Origin of the sequence: Bacillus sp. S14(2024) (assembly GCF_050473785.1) — a bacterium.
Taxonomy (GTDB): Bacteria; Bacillota; Bacilli; order Bacillales; family Bacillaceae_G; genus Bacillus_A; species Bacillus_A yunxiaonensis.
On record NZ_JBFLUP010000006.1, the window covers coordinates 2,039,966 to 2,057,417 of the forward strand.

The 17,452-nt window shown below is 33.7% G+C and carries 17 protein-coding genes; 12 read left to right on the top strand and 5 right to left on the bottom strand.

What is annotated here, in order from left to right:
- Positions 1 to 599: 599 nt before the first annotated feature.
- The 5 genes from AB1279_RS10750 (at position 600) to AB1279_RS10770 (ending at position 4,341) form a co-directional block, all read left to right on the top strand.
- The gene (locus AB1279_RS10750; RefSeq protein WP_429758717.1) at positions 600 to 1,145 is read left to right on the top strand and encodes an N-acetyltransferase family protein; all 546 of its coding nucleotides are present in this window, start codon (positions 600 to 602) and stop codon (positions 1,143 to 1,145) included.
- Between the two features lie 539 nt (positions 1,146 to 1,684).
- A complete protein-coding gene (locus AB1279_RS10755) occupies positions 1,685 to 2,152 on the top strand; it encodes a hypothetical protein (RefSeq protein ID WP_429761352.1) in 468 nt (155 codons plus the stop codon).
- Positions 2,116 to 2,358 carry an EamA family transporter gene (locus AB1279_RS10760; protein ID WP_429758718.1) on the top strand — a complete coding sequence of 81 codons (243 nt, stop codon included), beginning with the start codon at positions 2,116 to 2,118 and terminating at the stop codon, positions 2,356 to 2,358. The genes AB1279_RS10755 and AB1279_RS10760 overlap by 37 nt, the downstream gene beginning before the upstream one ends.
- A gap of 116 nt (positions 2,359 to 2,474) precedes the next feature.
- Positions 2,475 to 3,152, top strand: coding sequence for a GntR family transcriptional regulator (locus AB1279_RS10765; protein WP_429758719.1), 678 nt, complete (start codon positions 2,475 to 2,477; stop codon positions 3,150 to 3,152).
- 175 nt (positions 3,153 to 3,327) lie between these two features.
- Positions 3,328 to 4,341: a DMT family transporter gene (locus AB1279_RS10770; RefSeq protein ID WP_429758720.1), complete on the top strand. Its 1,014-nt coding sequence runs from the start codon at positions 3,328 to 3,330 to the stop codon at positions 4,339 to 4,341.
- Between the two features lie 369 nt (positions 4,342 to 4,710).
- Here the strand turns inward: AB1279_RS10770 and AB1279_RS10775 are convergent, their stop codons facing one another.
- From AB1279_RS10775 to AB1279_RS10785, 3 genes are all read right to left on the bottom strand, one after another.
- A complete protein-coding gene (locus AB1279_RS10775; protein WP_090914491.1) occupies positions 4,711 to 5,256 on the bottom strand; it encodes a hypothetical protein in 546 nt (181 codons plus the stop codon).
- 4 nt (positions 5,257 to 5,260) lie between these two features.
- Positions 5,261 to 5,860, bottom strand: a complete 600-nt coding sequence (locus AB1279_RS10780) for a TetR/AcrR family transcriptional regulator (RefSeq protein ID WP_098136413.1) — start codon at positions 5,858 to 5,860, stop codon at positions 5,261 to 5,263.
- Between the two features lie 229 nt (positions 5,861 to 6,089).
- Positions 6,090 to 6,686, bottom strand: a complete 597-nt coding sequence (locus AB1279_RS10785; RefSeq protein WP_429758721.1) for a TetR/AcrR family transcriptional regulator — start codon at positions 6,684 to 6,686, stop codon at positions 6,090 to 6,092.
- Positions 6,687 to 6,871: 185 nt separating this feature from the next.
- Here AB1279_RS10785 and AB1279_RS10790 point away from each other — a divergent pair, with 185 nt between their 5' ends.
- From AB1279_RS10790 to AB1279_RS10815, 6 genes are all read left to right on the top strand, one after another.
- Entirely contained in the window at positions 6,872 to 7,441 is a 570-nt protein-coding gene (locus tag AB1279_RS10790) for a hypothetical protein (protein WP_429758722.1), read from the top strand.
- Positions 7,438 to 8,112, top strand: a complete 675-nt coding sequence (locus AB1279_RS10795) for a GNAT family N-acetyltransferase (RefSeq protein ID WP_429758723.1) — start codon at positions 7,438 to 7,440, stop codon at positions 8,110 to 8,112. Before AB1279_RS10790 ends, AB1279_RS10795 begins: the two co-directional genes overlap by 4 nt.
- Before the next feature lie 128 nt (positions 8,113 to 8,240).
- Positions 8,241 to 9,677 (top strand): IS4 family transposase, encoded by a 1,437-nt coding sequence (locus AB1279_RS10800; protein WP_429758724.1) that lies wholly within the window; start codon positions 8,241 to 8,243, stop codon positions 9,675 to 9,677.
- Between the two features lie 383 nt (positions 9,678 to 10,060).
- Entirely contained in the window at positions 10,061 to 10,771 is a 711-nt protein-coding gene (locus tag AB1279_RS10805; protein WP_429758725.1) for a class I SAM-dependent methyltransferase, read from the top strand.
- A gap of 104 nt (positions 10,772 to 10,875) precedes the next feature.
- Entirely contained in the window at positions 10,876 to 12,309 is a 1,434-nt protein-coding gene (locus AB1279_RS10810) for an IS4 family transposase (protein WP_429758726.1), read from the top strand.
- Positions 12,310 to 12,779: 470 nt separating this feature from the next.
- A complete protein-coding gene (locus AB1279_RS10815; RefSeq protein WP_429758727.1) occupies positions 12,780 to 13,502 on the top strand; it encodes a ZinT/AdcA family metal-binding protein in 723 nt (240 codons plus the stop codon).
- Positions 13,503 to 14,138: 636 nt separating this feature from the next.
- On the opposite strand, the gene AB1279_RS10820 is transcribed toward AB1279_RS10815, so the two are convergent.
- Together AB1279_RS10820 and AB1279_RS10825 are read right to left on the bottom strand one after the other, a co-directional pair.
- Complete coding sequence (locus AB1279_RS10820) at positions 14,139 to 15,371, bottom strand: MFS transporter (protein WP_429758728.1); 1,233 nt, start codon at positions 15,369 to 15,371, stop codon at positions 14,139 to 14,141.
- Positions 15,372 to 15,375: 4 nt separating this feature from the next.
- On the bottom strand, positions 15,376 to 16,419 hold the full coding sequence (locus AB1279_RS10825; protein WP_429758729.1) for an ArsR/SmtB family transcription factor: 1,044 nt from the start codon (positions 16,417 to 16,419) through the stop codon (positions 15,376 to 15,378).
- Between the two features lie 171 nt (positions 16,420 to 16,590).
- Between AB1279_RS10825 and AB1279_RS10830 the strand changes: the two genes are divergently transcribed.
- Positions 16,591 to 17,337: a Nif3-like dinuclear metal center hexameric protein gene (locus AB1279_RS10830; RefSeq protein WP_429758730.1), complete on the top strand. Its 747-nt coding sequence runs from the start codon at positions 16,591 to 16,593 to the stop codon at positions 17,335 to 17,337.
- The last annotated feature ends 115 nt before the right edge of the window (positions 17,338 to 17,452 follow it).

The following is a 17,452-nucleotide window of genomic DNA, read 5'->3' on the forward strand; positions in this document are numbered from 1 at the left end:
CCGTTTAGGGGGTACGATAAAATCTTAGCTTGATGGGTATGTGGCGGGACCCCTCTAAAAAGAAGGATTATTTCACAAAATGTCGAATATGGAGAACACTTAAAAGAAAGGATATGGAATGATGAAACAAGTAATCTTATTTAGAGGAAAAGCAGGTACCGGCAAAACAACAATATCAAATGCTGTAGGCGCACAACTACATATACCCATCGAGTTAAAGTTTTGAGTAATCCCCAAAACAAATTCTTTAGGTCTGAGTGCATCACAAATCTATAAGGGGTACCGCCAGCATTTTGGAAAAACCCCACGCTAAGAGCATGCAAGATTTTATACAGTTTTTCGGCTAATCGGGTAACAAACGAGAACCCAAAAGCCTATGTCAGGATAGGAATGCATAAAAAAATGAATAGAGTCATAGAAAAAGAAAAAGGCGAACCCCTTGTAAGAGTAGGAATTCGCCTTTTTCTTTGCTTCCCATAATGTTACGTTATGTTAACCGAGCATGTATAGGATATACACTACTTTTTTAGTAATGATGGAGTAATCAGTAAAATAAGAAATGGTATAATCATTTCTAATAAATTTCTTTTTTAGGTAAGGTGGTTCATTTGAAGATTAGAAAAGCAAGTAAACAGGATATAGAAGGTGTAGCAAAGGTCTATGTAGATGGATGGAAAACTACGTATCGGGGATTAGTGCCAGATCAATATCTCGATAAATTATCATACGAAGAGGCTGAAAAACGCTGGAATCAGTTTTTGGATAAAGAGAATGAGTCTTTTATATATGTTGCCATGAATGATAAAGGAAAAATTGTAGGCTTTGCATCAGGAAGAAGCATTGAGGAGGAACATTTTACTGGTGAATTATATGCACTATATCTTTTACAGGATTGTAGAGGTTTCGGTGTAGGCAGACAGCTTCTTTCAGCTGTTGCTCGGCACTTTAAGGAAAGCGGTATACATTCTATGTTCGTATGGGTCATGGAGCAAAATAAGTCTGGACTTGGTTTTTATAAACGAATGAGTGGAAAGGAATATATTCGCAGAACCAGTACGTTTGGAGAAACAGTAGTAGACGATGTAGCTTATGGTTGGAATGACATTTCGGTGTTGTACGATACAGAACTAAATAAAACAAATTGACTTCCAATAACGAGAATTATGTAAAAAGTAAAGCCATCCTGTTTGATGTGCACCCTAATTGTTAGACACGAATAACAATTGGAGGTGTACATCAGTTGGACGGCTTTCTGTATTTTTTGCTTAGCGTGTTTTTTTCCAAAATTCTGGCGGTACCTCGTATAGAACATACATAAAAAAATTGTAAAAACTATTACTAAATCAAATCATGTTCTTCATTAATAAATACAATACGTGATATATTACATATTGTATAATTCCTTTTGAGGGATATAATGAAAGTAAATATACACTGTAAAATAAAAGGTCTTTGTTTAATAGTATTAGGGGCTTTATTTGGAAGTTTATCCAGAGCTCTTGCTCAGAAAATTTTTGTTCAGAGTAATCTCTCCGTAGAATCAATTGTCGCAGTAAAATTATTTATTTCTGGAATCCTAATATTATTTATCTCGTTTTTTGGCAACTAACGTCATGATATACTAAATATTTGGAAGTCAGTACACGATGCCAATAAAATTATTCTGTTTGGCACAATTGGTGTACTGGGTACTCAATATACATACTTTTCATCCATTAAAGAGGGGAATGTTACCGTTGCAACCTTACTACTTTATTCAGCTCCGGTCTTTTTAGGTATTTACTTAATTCTTAAAAATGATAATTCTCCTAATAAAAGGGAGTTACTTGCATATTTATTTTTCATGATTGGAATTTATCTTTTCTTCACAAAAAACTCAATTTACCAATTAAATGTTTCTATACTAGCTATACTTTGGGGGACATTATCTGGTGTGGCATTTGCATTTTACATAAATCAGTTAGATCATCTATGTAAAAAATGGTCATTACTTATAGTGTTAGGGTGGGGGATGGTAATTGGAGGTATTGCATTATTACTTTTAAATAAGCTTTCTACAAATGAATTTATCCTGTTATCTATTTTTAAAACAGTCTCAATCAACACTTTATTATTGTGTTTGGAACTATTCTTACATCGTTTTTTTATGTAAAAAGTACAAATTATATTACACCTAAAGATATTTGCTTATGTTCTTGTATTGAACCATTGACTGCAATTCTATTTTCTGTATTATTTTTTAAAATTTCATACACAGCTTCTGAATCAATAGGGGCTTTTTGTCTAATTGGAGTTTTTGTATTATTAACTCAACTCAATCCACCAATTGAAAGAACCCTATCGCTAGTTAATAAGTAACAAAAAAACTTAAATAATACAGTTGTTAAACCTTTTACTTTTATAGTTTATTCTTTATTTTATTCCGTATATCATATATTATCGAAATCAAAATGAATAAAAGGAAGTGTCATATCATGCCTATTCCTAAAAATTTTAATAAACAAACAAGATTTTCTGCAAAAAGCATTGTTTTAAATCAACTACAAGATTGGATTATTGAAGGTGTTTTAAGACCTAATGAAAAAATTAATGATACTGAACTAGCACAGGCTTTAGGTGTAAGTAGAACACCAGTAAGAGAAGCACTTCAAGTTTTAGAACTTTCTGGGCTTGTTGAAATGGTTCCAGGACAAAAAACTAAAATTGCTCCAATTCAAGTAGAAGATGTGCCATTAATTTACGAAACTATTGCAAGCATACATACCCTCGTGGGGAAACAAGCCATTAATAATATTAAGGAATGTGACATTGAAGAACTTACGTTAATAAATACAGAGTTTAAACAAGCTATTGAGAAAATGGATTCTAAAAACGCATTAATATTAGACTTGAAATTTCACAACCTAATTGTTGAGATTTCAAAGAACAAATACATTGAACCGTTCTTAGAAAACTTACATCTTCATGCCTTGCGTTTTGAGTATATTTTCTTTCAAAACGTAATTCATGATAGACAATCTATAGATGAACACACAAGTATTATTAGGGCATTAGAAATTGGTGACTCATCATTACTAGAAAATACTATGTCTAATAACTGGTTACGTCCAATGAAAGATGTTCAAAATATTTTAGCTTCTAAGGATTTATAATTAGCTGTATAAAATATATTTAGTCTATAATTCCACATAATCTATATGACAAATTATCATTAGGTAAAATTCAACAAATGTATCTAGTGAGTTATATTTTGAAGTTATCATAAAATTTTTAACCATTGCGATATATTGCATTCAATATATATTTTAAATGTTTATCTAAAATTAAATGGAAGTGTTTAATTTATTGGAGGTGTTTTATTTGAATAAAGTTAATAAAGATCGAATTAAAGGAATGATTATGGTTGTAATTGGTGCTAGTTTATGGGGATTATCCGGAACCGTAGCTCAACAACTTTTTCAGCAAAAAGAAATTTCCACTGAATGGTTAGTTACAATTCGCTTATTAATATCCGGATTTATATTATTATTTGTTTCACTTTTTAGTAAAAATAAACACGAAATTGTTGCAATTTGGAAAAATAAACATGATGTTACTCAGCTCATTATTTTTGGGATATTTGGTATGCTGGGGGTACAATACACTTATTTTGCATCTATTAACGAAGGAAATGCTGCAGTTGCAACAATTTTACAATATTTAGCTCCAATTTTTATTACAATTTATCTGATTATCAAATTTAGAGCCTTACCTACTAAAATTGATGTTTTAGCAATAACATTTGCAACCTTGGGCACTTTCTTATTATTAACCAATGGCTCAATAGATAACCTAACTGTATCAGTCCCTGCAATTGTTTGGGGAGTTTTATCTGGATTATCTTTAGCTTTTTATACTCTTTATTCCAAATCTTTATTAAAAAAATGGTCTTCTGCTGTTTTAGTTGGTTGGGGTATGATTATAGGAGGAATAGGCGTTACACTAGTTCATTACTTTTCTAAAAAAGAAATAATATTTTTGGAATCGATTGGGAACATCGATTTAAATACGCTATTACTAATTACTTTTGTAGTTATTTTTGGAACATTAATTGCCTTCTACCTATTCTTAGATAGTATTAGATACATTTCACCTAAAGAAACTACTTTATTAGGCTGTACTGAACCACTTTCTTCAATTCTTTCATCTGTACTTATTTTGCATATTCCTTTCTTATTTTTCCAAATCATTGGGGCCATATGTATCATTATTGTAGTGATTTTATTAAGTAGAAAACCTGTAGAAAAAGAAAACACTATTACTGTACTAAATAACGAAAATCTTAATACTAATCCCAAATAATAGAAATCCCGACTTTTTATCCGAAAATATTCTCCTTCCTAAAACACGTGAAGAGTAATAGGGGTCACCATACATGCCCATCAACTTAAGAGAACAAATCCACCCCAAAACGAAAAAATGAGCTTTTTTATTACCAATTAGCACAAAATCTCGTTCTGGGGGTAGTTGTATTTTCTTAGCTTGATAGCGATGGGGTACCGCCACATGTCCATCAACTTAAGAATATTCACTATCCTAAAAAATAAAAAACGTTATTCTTTCTAAACAAGCTAGATTATTAGAAAGGATAACGTTTTTTATTAAGTTGCTGGGTATAGGTGGCACTCCTATAATAACGAATACATACTTTCACAATTCGTGTTAGTTAAATTAATGTTTTATCCGTTGTTTAATTTCTTTAAAACGAGCATGTATAAATTTCTTGATATCCGGGTGATCCTTATATAAGGTAACGGTATACATTATGGAAGATGCAAGGATAGTAGACCATATTAACCAATCTCCAGCATGAGAAAGAACTTTAATTATTTCATTCGTAAATTGTTCATGTCCTGCATGAAATCTCGATATGAGAGAGTTAAGGTCGAATAGCAATAAAATAACAATTCTTCCCAAAAGCATAATAATCCATCCGATAATATAGGTATAGCCTCCAACACTACATAATTGATTGTTATGATGAAAGACTTTCACCCTCTTAGCTTGCCAATAACCAACTATCGCTCCTAAGATAAGCAAGCTAATTAATTCAATTGTAATTATAAAGTCCAATCTATTTGGAAGACCAATATAAGTTCTGATTATAGCCATGATTGGTATACCAAGAAGATCGAAGCTATCTACTCTCTTAGGGATAAGCTGCCTAATGATCAATACAATAACGACTACAAGAATAATAATGAAAACTTTATTCATGCGATTAATCCCTTTTTTTTTCTTTTAAATAATACTCAATAAGTTGATTTACTTTTTCTTCTGAATATGATTCTGGTGTTTGAAGGACATGAATTACTAGCCCATCGATAAATCCGTACAGTATCTCCAATTCAAAATCTCTATTATAGCCTGGTGTGACGTATCCTAGATCCTTCATTAAATCTAGAATTATTCCCATAAGATACCTCGTATGGTCATCCATTTTCTTCCGAAGTTCAAGAAGCTCTGGGGAACTAAAGGATATACCCAGAAATATAATCCAAACCTTCCCTTCCAACATTTCTTCTTTATTAGTAGGAATAATAAATTTCATTAATCTTCTAAGTGCTTCTTCTTTTGTTCCCTTAAAATCACTTGTACGAGTTTTTGCCCGTTCTTCCATTCGATTCAATACTAAATTCATTGCATAATGAATTAATTCATTTTTAGAAGAAAAATGATGCTGAACAAGTCCAACCGAAATGTTTGCTTCATCAGCGATTTGCTGTATGGAAGCTTTATCGATACCTTTTTCTAATATTACACGCCAAGTAGCAGTGGCTATCTGATTTTTCCTTTGTATTTGATCAACTATTTTAGGCATTCATATCCTCCTCCTTTTTTATAATATGATTATATTATAAAAAAGGTACCTAAAACAATATGAACATATTGCTTTAGATGTAGTAGGGGTCACTATACATGCCCATCAACTTAAGAATTTTCTCTACCCCAAAGTGTAAAAAAACGCCATCCTTTCCTATTTTGTTGTGACCCCTATTTGTGATACGGTTTTTCGTAACAGGACAGACAGTCAATTTTCCAATTTCGTCCTACTTCTGCTTCTCTCCGACCAACCCATAGAAAAACAATTCCATCAATTGATCCATATTTCTCGTTATGCGTTCTTGATTCGACGCTTCCCAATGCCGACCCAGCTCATTTTTGTACATCGTGAAGTACAGCATAGTAATATCTTCTGTTTGATCTCTATGAATGTAACCCTCTTGCTTTCCAATCGTGACAAACTTCATAAAAAATTGCATGACCTTCTGCTCATTATAGCTCTCCAGCCTTTGCATCAACCCACTCACCTCAGAGAATGGGGATTTCTGAAACTTATCCGATAAAATTTGTAAATTTTTAGCTTCTAGCAGCATAATTTCCTTCGTCTTTTCAGGAAAGGAACACGCTGAATTCAGAATCTTCTCATACTTCTCCAACTGTTTGTCCATCCAATTTATAAGCATATCGGCATAGAGCTGTTCTTTTGTTCCAAAGTAGTTATAAATGGTAGCGGGAGAAACATTCGCATTTTGAGCGATTTCATTCACGCTTACCTTTTGAAAACCATATTTGGAGAACAATTCAAATGAGGAACTGTATATTTGCTCAATTTTGTTCTGTTTTCGTCTTTCGAATCCGTTCATATGCTCCACCTCACTTGTAGTGTAGCCCAAGTTTTAGAGTAATTCAATAAAAGGAGTACAAATATATTGAAATCTCAATTTTAAATATTTATAATAATTTTGTAGTAAAATAGTATATTTACTATATATCTTTTTTATTCAACACGATGTTCGCAAACATTAACTTATGATGGGAGTGTGCTTGTATGAAACAAATTCGGATTCCTTCATTTTTACATGATGTGTTCGGTGAAAAACAAAGTATTGGGTCTATTCTAGCCATACTGTTTTTCGGTGGATTGCTAACCATTGCGTTATATTTGAGATTCCCTGAACTCACAGACAACTTGCCGATTTGGCGCAGTGCCCTGGCATTATTGTTGATATTCGATATTTTTTCTGGATGCGTAGCCAACTTTACAGCTTCAACCAGCAACTTTTATGCAGCACGCAAAACAAATCGAATCGTATTCATTACGATACACTTTCATATCATTCTTGTTGCGCTTCTCTTACATACAGATATTTGGTATTCGATCGGGGTTTGGGCTTATACGATTGCAGGAGCATTTATCGTGAATGCTCTGATTGGGAAGCATTCACAACGATTTATTGCAGGCTTGCTCCTGTCTGTTGGTCTTGGCTGGATACCGATGCTGCCAAATATACAGCCCTATATGTTGATCATCTGCTTATTATTTATGCTTAAAGTGTTATTTAGCTTTGCCGTTGATCATTATGAGAAAACAAGCAACAACACAGGTGAAAAAGCATGAGTGCTCCGTATCGAATATCCAAGCTCACCAAACGGGAGAAGCCCTTATTCGTATCACTCATGAGCAAGGCATTTGCCAAAGATCCCTTATTCCTGCATGTATTTGGTGATTCGGAGATTGATAGAAAAGCAAGAAATAGCGTGACAGCTTTTGTGTCCTTTATGTTTGATAAAAGCTTTATGCTCAATGAAGAGGTGTGGGGCTTGTATGAAAATAAAAACTTGCTTGGCGTATACACCGTTGAAAAACCGCAACCTAGCAGGCTTCAAAATATAACAGGAGGAGCATTACTAATCGGGAGGTTGATTCCATTGTTTTTTCAACTGTCTGGAAAAACTTTAGGTCGCCTCAATTCCTATATGCGAGTGACAAGATCATTTGCTCCTAAAATGGCGCATCACTACCTTATCATGATTGGAGTAAACCCGGAGAACCAGGGCAAGGGAATCGGTAAGGCTCTGTTGCAACACCTATTGCATACGGTACATACGGATAATAAATCGCAGGGAGTCGCACTGGACACGGAAAATGCTGAAAATGTAAGTTTGTACCGGAGATTCGGATTTGCTCTAAGCGGAGAAACACAAATTGACATGGTACCCGTGTATTGCATGTTCTATCAGAAAAAGAGCTCGGGCAATAGAGATTCTGAGATTTCGAATTATTTATGAAGTGGTTTTGAATTTCATACTAGGGGTCACCTTACATGCCCATCAACTCAAGAGATTTTAATACCTTCAAACACAAAAAAAAGTTATCCTTTCTAAACAAGCTAAATTAGAAAGGATGACGTTTTCTTATGAATCTCTCGATTCAAGATGAACTACTACCATTTGCAGAAGAATTACAACGATATGTTACACCTATATTTTTAGAAGAACTTGCAAGAGAAATCGGATTTATAAAGCGAAAACGTAAGTTTTCTGGCTCAGACTTAGCTACAATTTGTATTTGGATCAGTCAACGAGTAGCAAGTGATCCCTTAGTACGATTATGTAGTAGGCTTCATGCAGCTACTGGTACTTTACTCAGCTCTGAGGGCTTAAATAAACGTTTAAATGCTAAAGCAGTTTTGTTTTTACAACATATTTTTTCTTTACTGTTACAACAAAAAGTATGTGAACAAACGCAATTTTCTAATCATCTCTTCTCTTATTTTGGGCGAATTCGTATCCTAGATGCTACCTTATTCCAAGTGCCAAATGCTTTAGAGAATATATATCCAGGCTCTGGAGGGTGTGCCCAAACAGCTGGAATCAAAATTCAATTAGAATATGATCTGCACAGTGGGGAATTTCTTAACTTTCAAGTTGGATCAGGAAAAAATAATGACAAAACTTTTGGTACAGAATGCTTAGATACCTTACGACCAGGGGATTTATGTATTCGTGATTTGGGTTATTTTTCATTGGAAGACTTAGATCAAGTGGATCAACGAGGTACATACTATATTTCTCGTTTAAAATTGAATACGAATGTATATGTGAAAAATCCAAACCCAGAATGCTTTAAAAATGGTGCAATTAAGAAACAATCAGAATACATACAAATAGATGTGAAACAAATTTTAAATCAACTACAGCCTGGAGAAACATTTGAATTAAAACATGCTTATATCGGTGATAAACAACAGCTGTTTGCACGTGTTATTTTTAACCGACTAACAGAAAAGCAACTTCAAAAACGACAAGCAAAAATCGCGGAAAAAGAAAAATCCAAAAATAGAACGTACTCAGAGAAAAGTAAAGTTGTAGCGGGATTAAACATGTACGTGACGAATACACCTTGGGAATGGGTTCCGATGGAACAGGTACATGAATTATATACTTTGCGTTGGCAAATAGAGATTGTTTTTAAAACGTGGAAATCACTCTTCAAAATAGACCATTATCGCAATGTAAAACAGGAGCGATTAGAGTGCCAATTATATGGAAAGCTAATCGCTATTTTCCTGTGCTCCTCTATTATGTTTAAAATGCGTCAACTTCTTTTGAAAAAGAAGAAAAGAGAATTAAGCGAATATAAAGCGATTGGAATGGTTCAAGATTATTTACATCTGTTGTATCAAGCTATACAGAAAAACACCCAAGAAATAACAAAGATTCTAATCCGCCTATTCCACCTACTACAGAAAAACGGGCGGAAATCTCATCGATATGAGAAGAAAACAGTCTTTGATATTATGGGTGTTATCTATGAGTATAGTGGACTTAGAAAACAAAAGAAAGTTGCATAACCTTTAAAAATAATACCTACCTAGGTTTATTTGGCATGCTCATTTTTAAGGATAAAAAGTGTTTTAAGGGTTTTTTAGTTTATTTGAACGAAAGTTCATTTTGTTTCCGTTCTTAAGTTGATGGGCATGGGGTCACCATACATGCCCATCAACCTAAGAAATTAAGTCGCCCCCAAAACAAAAAATCTCACTTCTTATCTTTTTTCAGATAAGAAGTGAGATTTTTTTTGATACTTTCAATAATGAGTGGTTATGTCAACCTCACATGTATATATGATTCATCTTTTTTTTCTTCAAGTAACAAGCTAAGATAGTTCAAAAAGTTATATTAAATCTGTTACAGTATTTTATAGAATACATAATTTGAGAAATGAGGAAAAACAATGAACAGAATTGAATTTATAAGAAAAGAAGAGAAAAAATATCACGACTATTGTTATGATAATTATAAACTGTTTGAAGAAGGTTCGTGGCTACATAAACCTGTAAAAACGGTAATAGATCTAATTCCATTGTTTGAAGGCAAAGACAATCTTAATATGCTTGATTTAGGTTCTGGAGTGGGTAGAAATAGTATCCCATTGGCTCAAGCTATAAAAGAAAATGGCGGTACAGTTGTGTGTGTTGATGTATTAGACTCTGCTTTGCAAAAATTAAATGAATATAGTCAGGAATATGAAGTTCAAGAAGTAATTCAAACTGAAAAAGCTGATATAGGAAACTATGAGATTAAGCCTAATAACTTCGACTTCATTGTTGCAGTTTCAAGTTTAGAACATGTCCAATCAGAAGAGGTATTTGGAAAAGTTGTTCAACGAATGGCAGATGGAACGAAGTACAACGGAATAAATTGTATCATTGTAAATTCTGAAGTTGAAGAAATTGATATGGACACCAATAAAAAATTGGATGCACTAATGGAGATAAACATTCCAACAGAAGAAATGATGAATATATTAAGACAAATATATGATGGTTGGGAAGTATTGAGTATCATGGTAAAACCACTCGAATATAAAATTATTCGAAATGAAAAGTCTGTTTTATTAAAAACAAATGCAATCACATATGCTGTGAGAAAAAATAATCTATAAGGGGCCATCATACATTACTATCAATCAAAGATGAATTTATACCCATAATTCACAGAAAACGTTATTCTTTTTGTAGAAATATAAAGAAAGGATGGCGTTTTTGTATGAATCTATCGACTCAAGATGAGTTTCATTTGTTCGCTGAAGAACTACAGCGATATCTATCTCCACATATTCTTCAACAACTTGCACAAGAGACAGGTTTTGTAAAACGTAAAAGTAAGTATGGCGCACAAGACTTAGCTGCTTTATGTATCTGGATTAGTCAACAGGTAGCAAGTGATTCTCTTACTCGATTATGTAGTCAGCTTTATGCAAATACAGCTACACTTATGAGTCCAGAAGGGCTTAATCGACGCTTTAACCGATGCGCGGTTTTATTTTTGCAGCGTGTATTTTCCCTTTTAATCAAAAGTAAACTAAACGACTCGTCTCAAATCTCAAACCAATACACCTCTTATTTTCAACGTATACGAATTTTAGATGCTACTATTTTTCAAGTACCCAATCATTTGGCTCCTATTTATCCTGGTTCAGGAGGATGTGCACAAACAGCCGGTATTAAGGTTCAACTAGAGTATGATTTACATAGTGGGAAATTCCTCAATTTTCAAATGGAACCAGGTAAAAATAATGATAAAACCTTTGGTACAGAGTGCTTAGATACCTTACGACCAGGAGATTTATGTATTCGAGATTTAGGATACTTTTCTCTAAAAGATTTAGACCAAATGGATCAACGAGGGGTATTCTATGTTTCACGGTTAAAATTAAATAATAGAGTATATATAAAAAATGAATCTCCAGAATTCTTTCGGGATGGGACGGTAAAAAAGCAATCGTTATATGTTTTACTTAATCTTGAAGATATCATGCATCAGATAAAACCAGGGGATACTTATGAAATTCGGAATGCCTATGTTGGACAACAAAAATTACCCTCACGAGTTGTAATATACAGACTTACATCAACTCAAATTCATAAACGTAGGAAACAGCAATCTTATATTGAAAAGAAAAAAGGAGTTATATACTCTGAAAAAAGTAAACGTTTAACAGAAATCAATGTTTATATTACCAACATACCGTGGGAAATTGTTCCGATGGAACATGTTCACGAGATTTACTCTTTACGTTGGCAAATAGAGATTGTATTTAAAACATGGAAGTCTCTTTTTGGTATCAATCATTGTCACAATATTAAGAGAGAGCGTCTAGAATGTCATCTTTATGGACAGTTAATCGCTATTTTTCTTTGTTCTTCCACTATGTTCAAAATGCGACAGCTGTTACTACAGAAAAAACAAAAAGAATTAAGTGAATATAAAGCGATTTATATGATTCAAGATCATCTGTACTTAGTATATGAAGCTATACAACAAGACACCAAAGAAGTATCAAAAATTTTCCTTCGTTTGTTTGATCTCTTACAGAAAAATGGACGGAAATCCCATCGATATGAGAAAAAGACAGTCTTTGATATTTTAGGCGTTGTTTACCAATGCACTGTATCCAATCTAAAGCAGAAAACTGCATAACCTTTAAAAATACACCTTATCAAGGTTTATTTGGAATGCGTATTTTTAAAAATAAATAAACAAAATATCAATCATGTAGACCCCATGTAGGCAATAAGAACGGAAGTTCATGGAATACCCAACCTTAGGTTGATGGGCATGGGGTCACCATATCAAAAAAAGAAAATTGTACGTTTAGACACATTTTAGACACAAAATAACCGATTCCCTGTACGTTAAGCAACTGGTTATTTGTTACTGCCGTTTGGTGGAGTTTTTGTCTCGTAATGGTCTTAAATTATCGAAATTTTATAGATTCATTGCAATTGCCCTGAAGTTTTTGTATCAGAACCATTTGTAATAATCTACGAAGATTTAGGGATAGGGTCATTTATTCAGTGATATTGAGGTATTTTTCTTTTGATGTTTAGTCAAGATATATGTATAATTTAAATCGTAATGATTACGATTTAAATTAAGGAGTGTTATTAATGAAGATTTTATTTGTAAAGAGGGTAGGCATATTAACTATTAGTTCACTACTAGTATTAGTAGGCTGTCAGACTTCAAGTTCATCCGAAGGCGAGTCGAATAAAACATCTGAAAGTCACACACATGAAAGCAAACACGATCACGGCCATGAGCACGATCATAGTCATGTACATGATGAAGAAACAAAAAAAATTTATGAAGGATATTTTGAAGACAGCCAAGTGAAAGAACGATCACTCTCCGATTGGGAAGGAGACTGGCAATCTGTATATCCATATCTACAAGATGGAACGCTTGATGAGGTATTTGCTTATAAAGCGAAACATACAGGTAAAATGACAGCTAAAGAATATAAGGAGTATTATAATGAAGGGTATCAAACAGATGTTAACCGTATTGTGATTCAAGGGAATATTGTAACGTTTTTCAAAAATGGAGAAGAATATTCTGGTAAGTATATCTATGATGGGTACGAAATTCTGACATATGATTCGGGAAATAGAGGTGTAAGATACATATTTAAACTAGCAGAAAAAGCTGAAGGAGTTCCTCAGTATATTCAATTTAGTGATCATAGTATCTATCCCAATAAAGCTAGTCATTACCATCTTTATTGGGGAGACGATCGTAAAGTTTTATTGGATGAAGTCATACACTGGCCTACCTACTACCCATCAAAAATGGATGGACATGATATTGTCCATGAGATGATGGAGCATTAAATTAGGAGTTACGATGAATATTTCTTTCACAAATATGTAAGACTCAAAGGTTATCAATCCAGAATCACACTGTTTAATACTCAAAAAGCTAACCATAAAAAATATTCTCTTAGATTAACAAATGCTTTAATGGAATCAGGAGCGCAAAAATAATTAAACATTTACCAATATTAGGAGCGTGTTCTGATTAATCTTATTTCAAAACACGCTTTTTTTATTTGGCGTCCCACCCCATGCCCATCAAGCTAAAATTTTATAGTACCCCAGAACGAAATTTTGTACTAACTTGTAACAAAAAAGCTTATTTTTTCGTTTTGGGGTATTTTCTTTTCTTAACTTGATGGCGATGTGGTGATACCCATCGCTATCAAGCTAAGATGTTGAAATACACCTAAAACGAAAATTTTTTCTTTCTACATTTATTTATGAAAATTAAGTTCATTTTTTCGTTTTGAGGAACAACCAATTTTTAGCTTGATGGGCGTGGGGTATGTTAATGAACTAACCATTTCTAGTTCTCACAACCAACGAAAGCCATTCTAGACCAATTCTCAATAGGTTCAATAAAGTTGTTTTCCGATTTTTTCGAATGAGAACTTTCAATAACATCTCAGTCTCTTGATGTGATAAAGAAAACTAAATATGAATACCGCTATCTTTTTCTTCATTTAAAAAAGAAAAGAACGGCAAGAGCATACCGAATAAAGCAGGAATGAGAATAAAGCTACCAATCATGATATACAAAAGACGGATGCCAGAGACTTCAACAATTTGTCCCGCAAATAAAATACCTAAAGGCATAGTAGCCCGAATTAGAAAGAGACGAACAGAAAACACTTGTCCCATAAGATGAGAAGGAACGTTTTTTTGAAGGAGACTTGTTTGGTGAATATTGAAAAATGGAAAACAAATACCTCCTAGAAATTCGCACAAAAGGGCAAAGGGAAAGGATGTTACTAAGCCAAGTAAGAAAAAGGATAGTCCGCCCATGAATAGACCTGAAAGCATGATATATCTAAGCGACCACTTATTTCTCCATTTACCTACTAAGAAAGAGCCGACCACATACCCTAAAGGAAAACTTCCCATAAAAAGGCCGTATGAAAAAGATGTTCCTTTGAATTCTTCTATTATATAAGGAACATTGATTACCATCGTTACCCCGACGCTAAATTGGACTAAAGAAGTAAAGAATCCAAGCCAAATGAGCGGACGTTGTTTGAAAAAGTATAGATATCCGGCAATGATTTGTTTTAACCAAGTCGCCTTTTTACTATCGTGTATAACCGAAGGCTCATGGAGATAAGAAAGGCTACCGGCACTTATAAGAAATAAAATTCCTACCACTATGTAAGTAGACAAAGCTCCTATGTAAGCGATTATGAGCCCTCCTAATGTAGGAGCTAAAAAACTCATTGTACGCATTGTGCCATCAATCCAGGAATTGGCTTGTGTTAATTTGTCATGTTGTACAATAGTAGGAAGCAGGGCCGATGCAGCTGGAACATAAAGAGGCTGCAGAATCCCAAGTACCACTTGAATGACAAATAAACTCCATATTTCAATCTGCCCCAAGAACATAAGAAGAGCGGGTAAGAAGAACACAATCCCTCTTAAAATTTGAGAACACAGCATAATATATTTACGGCTTATCCGGTCAATGAAAGGGCCGATAAAGAGTTGAAGAATTAAAGACGGGATAAAGTACGTTAACCATAGCGTTCCCATAACTGATTTTGATCCAGTCAGTTCGTACAATAACAGCGAATTACATAGAGCTCCTATCGCTCCTCCAAGTTCAGAAATGGTTTCCCCAAGCCATAAACATAAAAAGGAACGATTAGTAAATACAGATTGACGTTGCTCCATCTCTTCACCCCTTTCCAAGAAAACGCTGTAACTTTTCTTGAAGAGAAGTTAAGTGGTCAAGCTGTATATAATACCGAGAACCTTTGCCGTTAATGATGCGTGCTGCTCGAAGTAAAGACAAATGATGATGAAGAGTCGTTTTTGGAATTTTGAGTTGCTCGGTTAGTTCTTGAAGTGAGTGATCTCTTTCTGTTAGCAACTTTATAATTTTTAATCGCGTTTCATCTCCAAGTGCTTTATAACTATGAACTAATGTAGAAGGCGGAGTATAAGGATCTTCTACTAAACTCACGTTATCGTCTGAAATGGGATAATAAAACACTTTAATCCCTGGTAAAGTCGTTTCTAGATTCCAAGGCCGGTACACATATTGTGGGATAAGTATGACTTGATGAATAGAAGGTTCAGGTTGATATGTACTACCCGTTATATATTTGACAAGTTCTTCTGGATGATAAGTTGATTGAAGTGCACGTTTTTGCTGGGCATCACGCTCAAGCATGTTAGTAAACTTTATGCAGTTAGGCTGTATCACTGTTTCATGCCAGCCTTTAGAGATGATTTTCAAGTGTCGTTTAAGTACGGAAGTATCGACAGATGAAATATGTTTGATATATGCCGGGAAAAACTTGTGATGTTGACAAGCTTTTATGAGGGAAGCTATAGCTGTTTCTTCTTTACGTGATGCTTTTCTTCGATTGTCTTCATGCTGTAATCCGATATAAGGTAGAAAGTGCCAACGTAATTCCTCTTCAGTTAGTTCGTCAAGAAAATGAAAAAAGCTCTCAAGAGAATCAAAAGAACGGGAGTGAAGTAACTGCAGTAAAGCGAACCATGTATTGTGCTTGTGTGTGTATTGAAGTTCTTCTTGAACGGCAGCAGATAATTTTTTCTCAATGTCCCTCCAATAATCTATCGGCTTTTCAAAAGTATGGTGAAAATCGTAATACGTGTAAGCCGCAATACCTAATCCCATTTCGAATAAAATCGAATGTTTAATTTGAACAGAATACGTTTCTCTTGTCGCATTTAAATTCATAACTTTCATTGTTCATCCTCCTTTTTAGTTTATTCTATATTTTTAGAATTATATTTTCAATAAATTTCGAATTATTAAAATGAAGTATATGAAACTTAAGAGTTAAAGGAAGGTTTTTCAAGAACAGTGAAGAATTTGTATATGATTAAAATACATTAAAAGTATAGGGATGAGAAAAATATGAACATACAACAATTCAAGCAAAATATTGAAGAAATATTTGGAGAACATTTACATAAGTACGGAGATCAGTTTGGACTAACAAACGTGAGTAATGAAGAGTTTAGTAGAATAGGTTATGCAACAAATTTAACGCTCGAAACAATTGAGGAAGCAAAGAAAGAGAATGTAGATATGATGATTACGCATCACGCTGCATGGGAGTTCTTATATGGAATGGAAGAAGCTTGTATAAGAAAACTGAAAGAATATAACATCAATCACTTCTGGATACACTCACCGTTAGATTTTGTTGAATTTGGAACGTGTACGTCGTTGTTTCATGTAATCGAAATTGATAAAATTGTAAGCTATTCTTCTTATGATGATGATGAATTACCTGGCATTGGCGAATATACAGATCCAATTCCATTTTCGCAGCTAGTCGAGAGAATAGAGAATAAGCTTGGTGAAAAGGTGAAGGCATGGAAAAATAATGATAAGGAAGTAAAACGAGTTGGTATTTTAACAGGAGCAGGACATTCAACTGATCATATTCAAGCTGCGTTAGACAGTGACTGTGATACATACATCACAGGAGAAAAGACGTTATATACAGTTCAGTATGCACAGTTTAAAAATATTAATCTTATCGCAGGTAGTCATACATTTACAGAAATATTTGGTGTGGAAAGTTTCGTAAAGAAGCTGCAGGGGTTGGATAACTCTATGGAGATTGTTCAATTGTATGAAGAGCATATAGAGTAATAGATTAATATGTTTTGTATAAAATCACTAAATAGGGCTTTACCTTGAAGAATAAGGTGCAAGCCTCTTTATTTGCTATGGATATATCTTAAATGAACTAGATCTGTATGAAATA

Bases quoted from the DNA above. Each gene is read 5' to 3' on its own strand.
- AB1279_RS10815 (WP_429758727.1), top strand. From the start codon at position 12,780: ATGAAGATTTTATTTGTAAAGAGGGTAGGCATATTAACTATTAGTTCA.
- AB1279_RS10805 (WP_429758725.1), top strand. From the start codon at position 10,061: ATGAACAGAATTGAATTTATAAGAAAAGAAGAGAAAAAATATCACGAC.
- AB1279_RS10785 (WP_429758721.1), bottom strand. From the start codon at position 6,686: ATGAACGGATTCGAAAGACGAAAACAGAACAAAATTGAGCAAATATAC.
- AB1279_RS10770 (WP_429758720.1), top strand. From the start codon at position 3,328: ATGGAAGTGTTTAATTTATTGGAGGTGTTTTATTTGAATAAAGTTAAT.
- AB1279_RS10830 (WP_429758730.1), top strand. From the start codon at position 16,591: ATGAACATACAACAATTCAAGCAAAATATTGAAGAAATATTTGGAGAA.
- AB1279_RS10775 (WP_090914491.1), bottom strand. From the start codon at position 5,256: ATGAATAAAGTTTTCATTATTATTCTTGTAGTCGTTATTGTATTGATC.
- AB1279_RS10800 (WP_429758724.1), top strand. From the start codon at position 8,241: ATGAATCTCTCGATTCAAGATGAACTACTACCATTTGCAGAAGAATTA.
- AB1279_RS10820 (WP_429758728.1), bottom strand. From the start codon at position 15,371: ATGGAGCAACGTCAATCTGTATTTACTAATCGTTCCTTTTTATGTTTA.
- AB1279_RS10810 (WP_429758726.1), top strand. From the start codon at position 10,876: ATGAATCTATCGACTCAAGATGAGTTTCATTTGTTCGCTGAAGAACTA.
- AB1279_RS10780 (WP_098136413.1), bottom strand. From the start codon at position 5,860: ATGCCTAAAATAGTTGATCAAATACAAAGGAAAAATCAGATAGCCACT.
- AB1279_RS10765 (WP_429758719.1), top strand. From the start codon at position 2,475: ATGCCTATTCCTAAAAATTTTAATAAACAAACAAGATTTTCTGCAAAA.
- AB1279_RS10825 (WP_429758729.1), bottom strand. From the start codon at position 16,419: ATGAAAGTTATGAATTTAAATGCGACAAGAGAAACGTATTCTGTTCAA.
- AB1279_RS10795 (WP_429758723.1), top strand. From the start codon at position 7,438: ATGAGTGCTCCGTATCGAATATCCAAGCTCACCAAACGGGAGAAGCCC.
- AB1279_RS10790 (WP_429758722.1), top strand. From the start codon at position 6,872: ATGAAACAAATTCGGATTCCTTCATTTTTACATGATGTGTTCGGTGAA.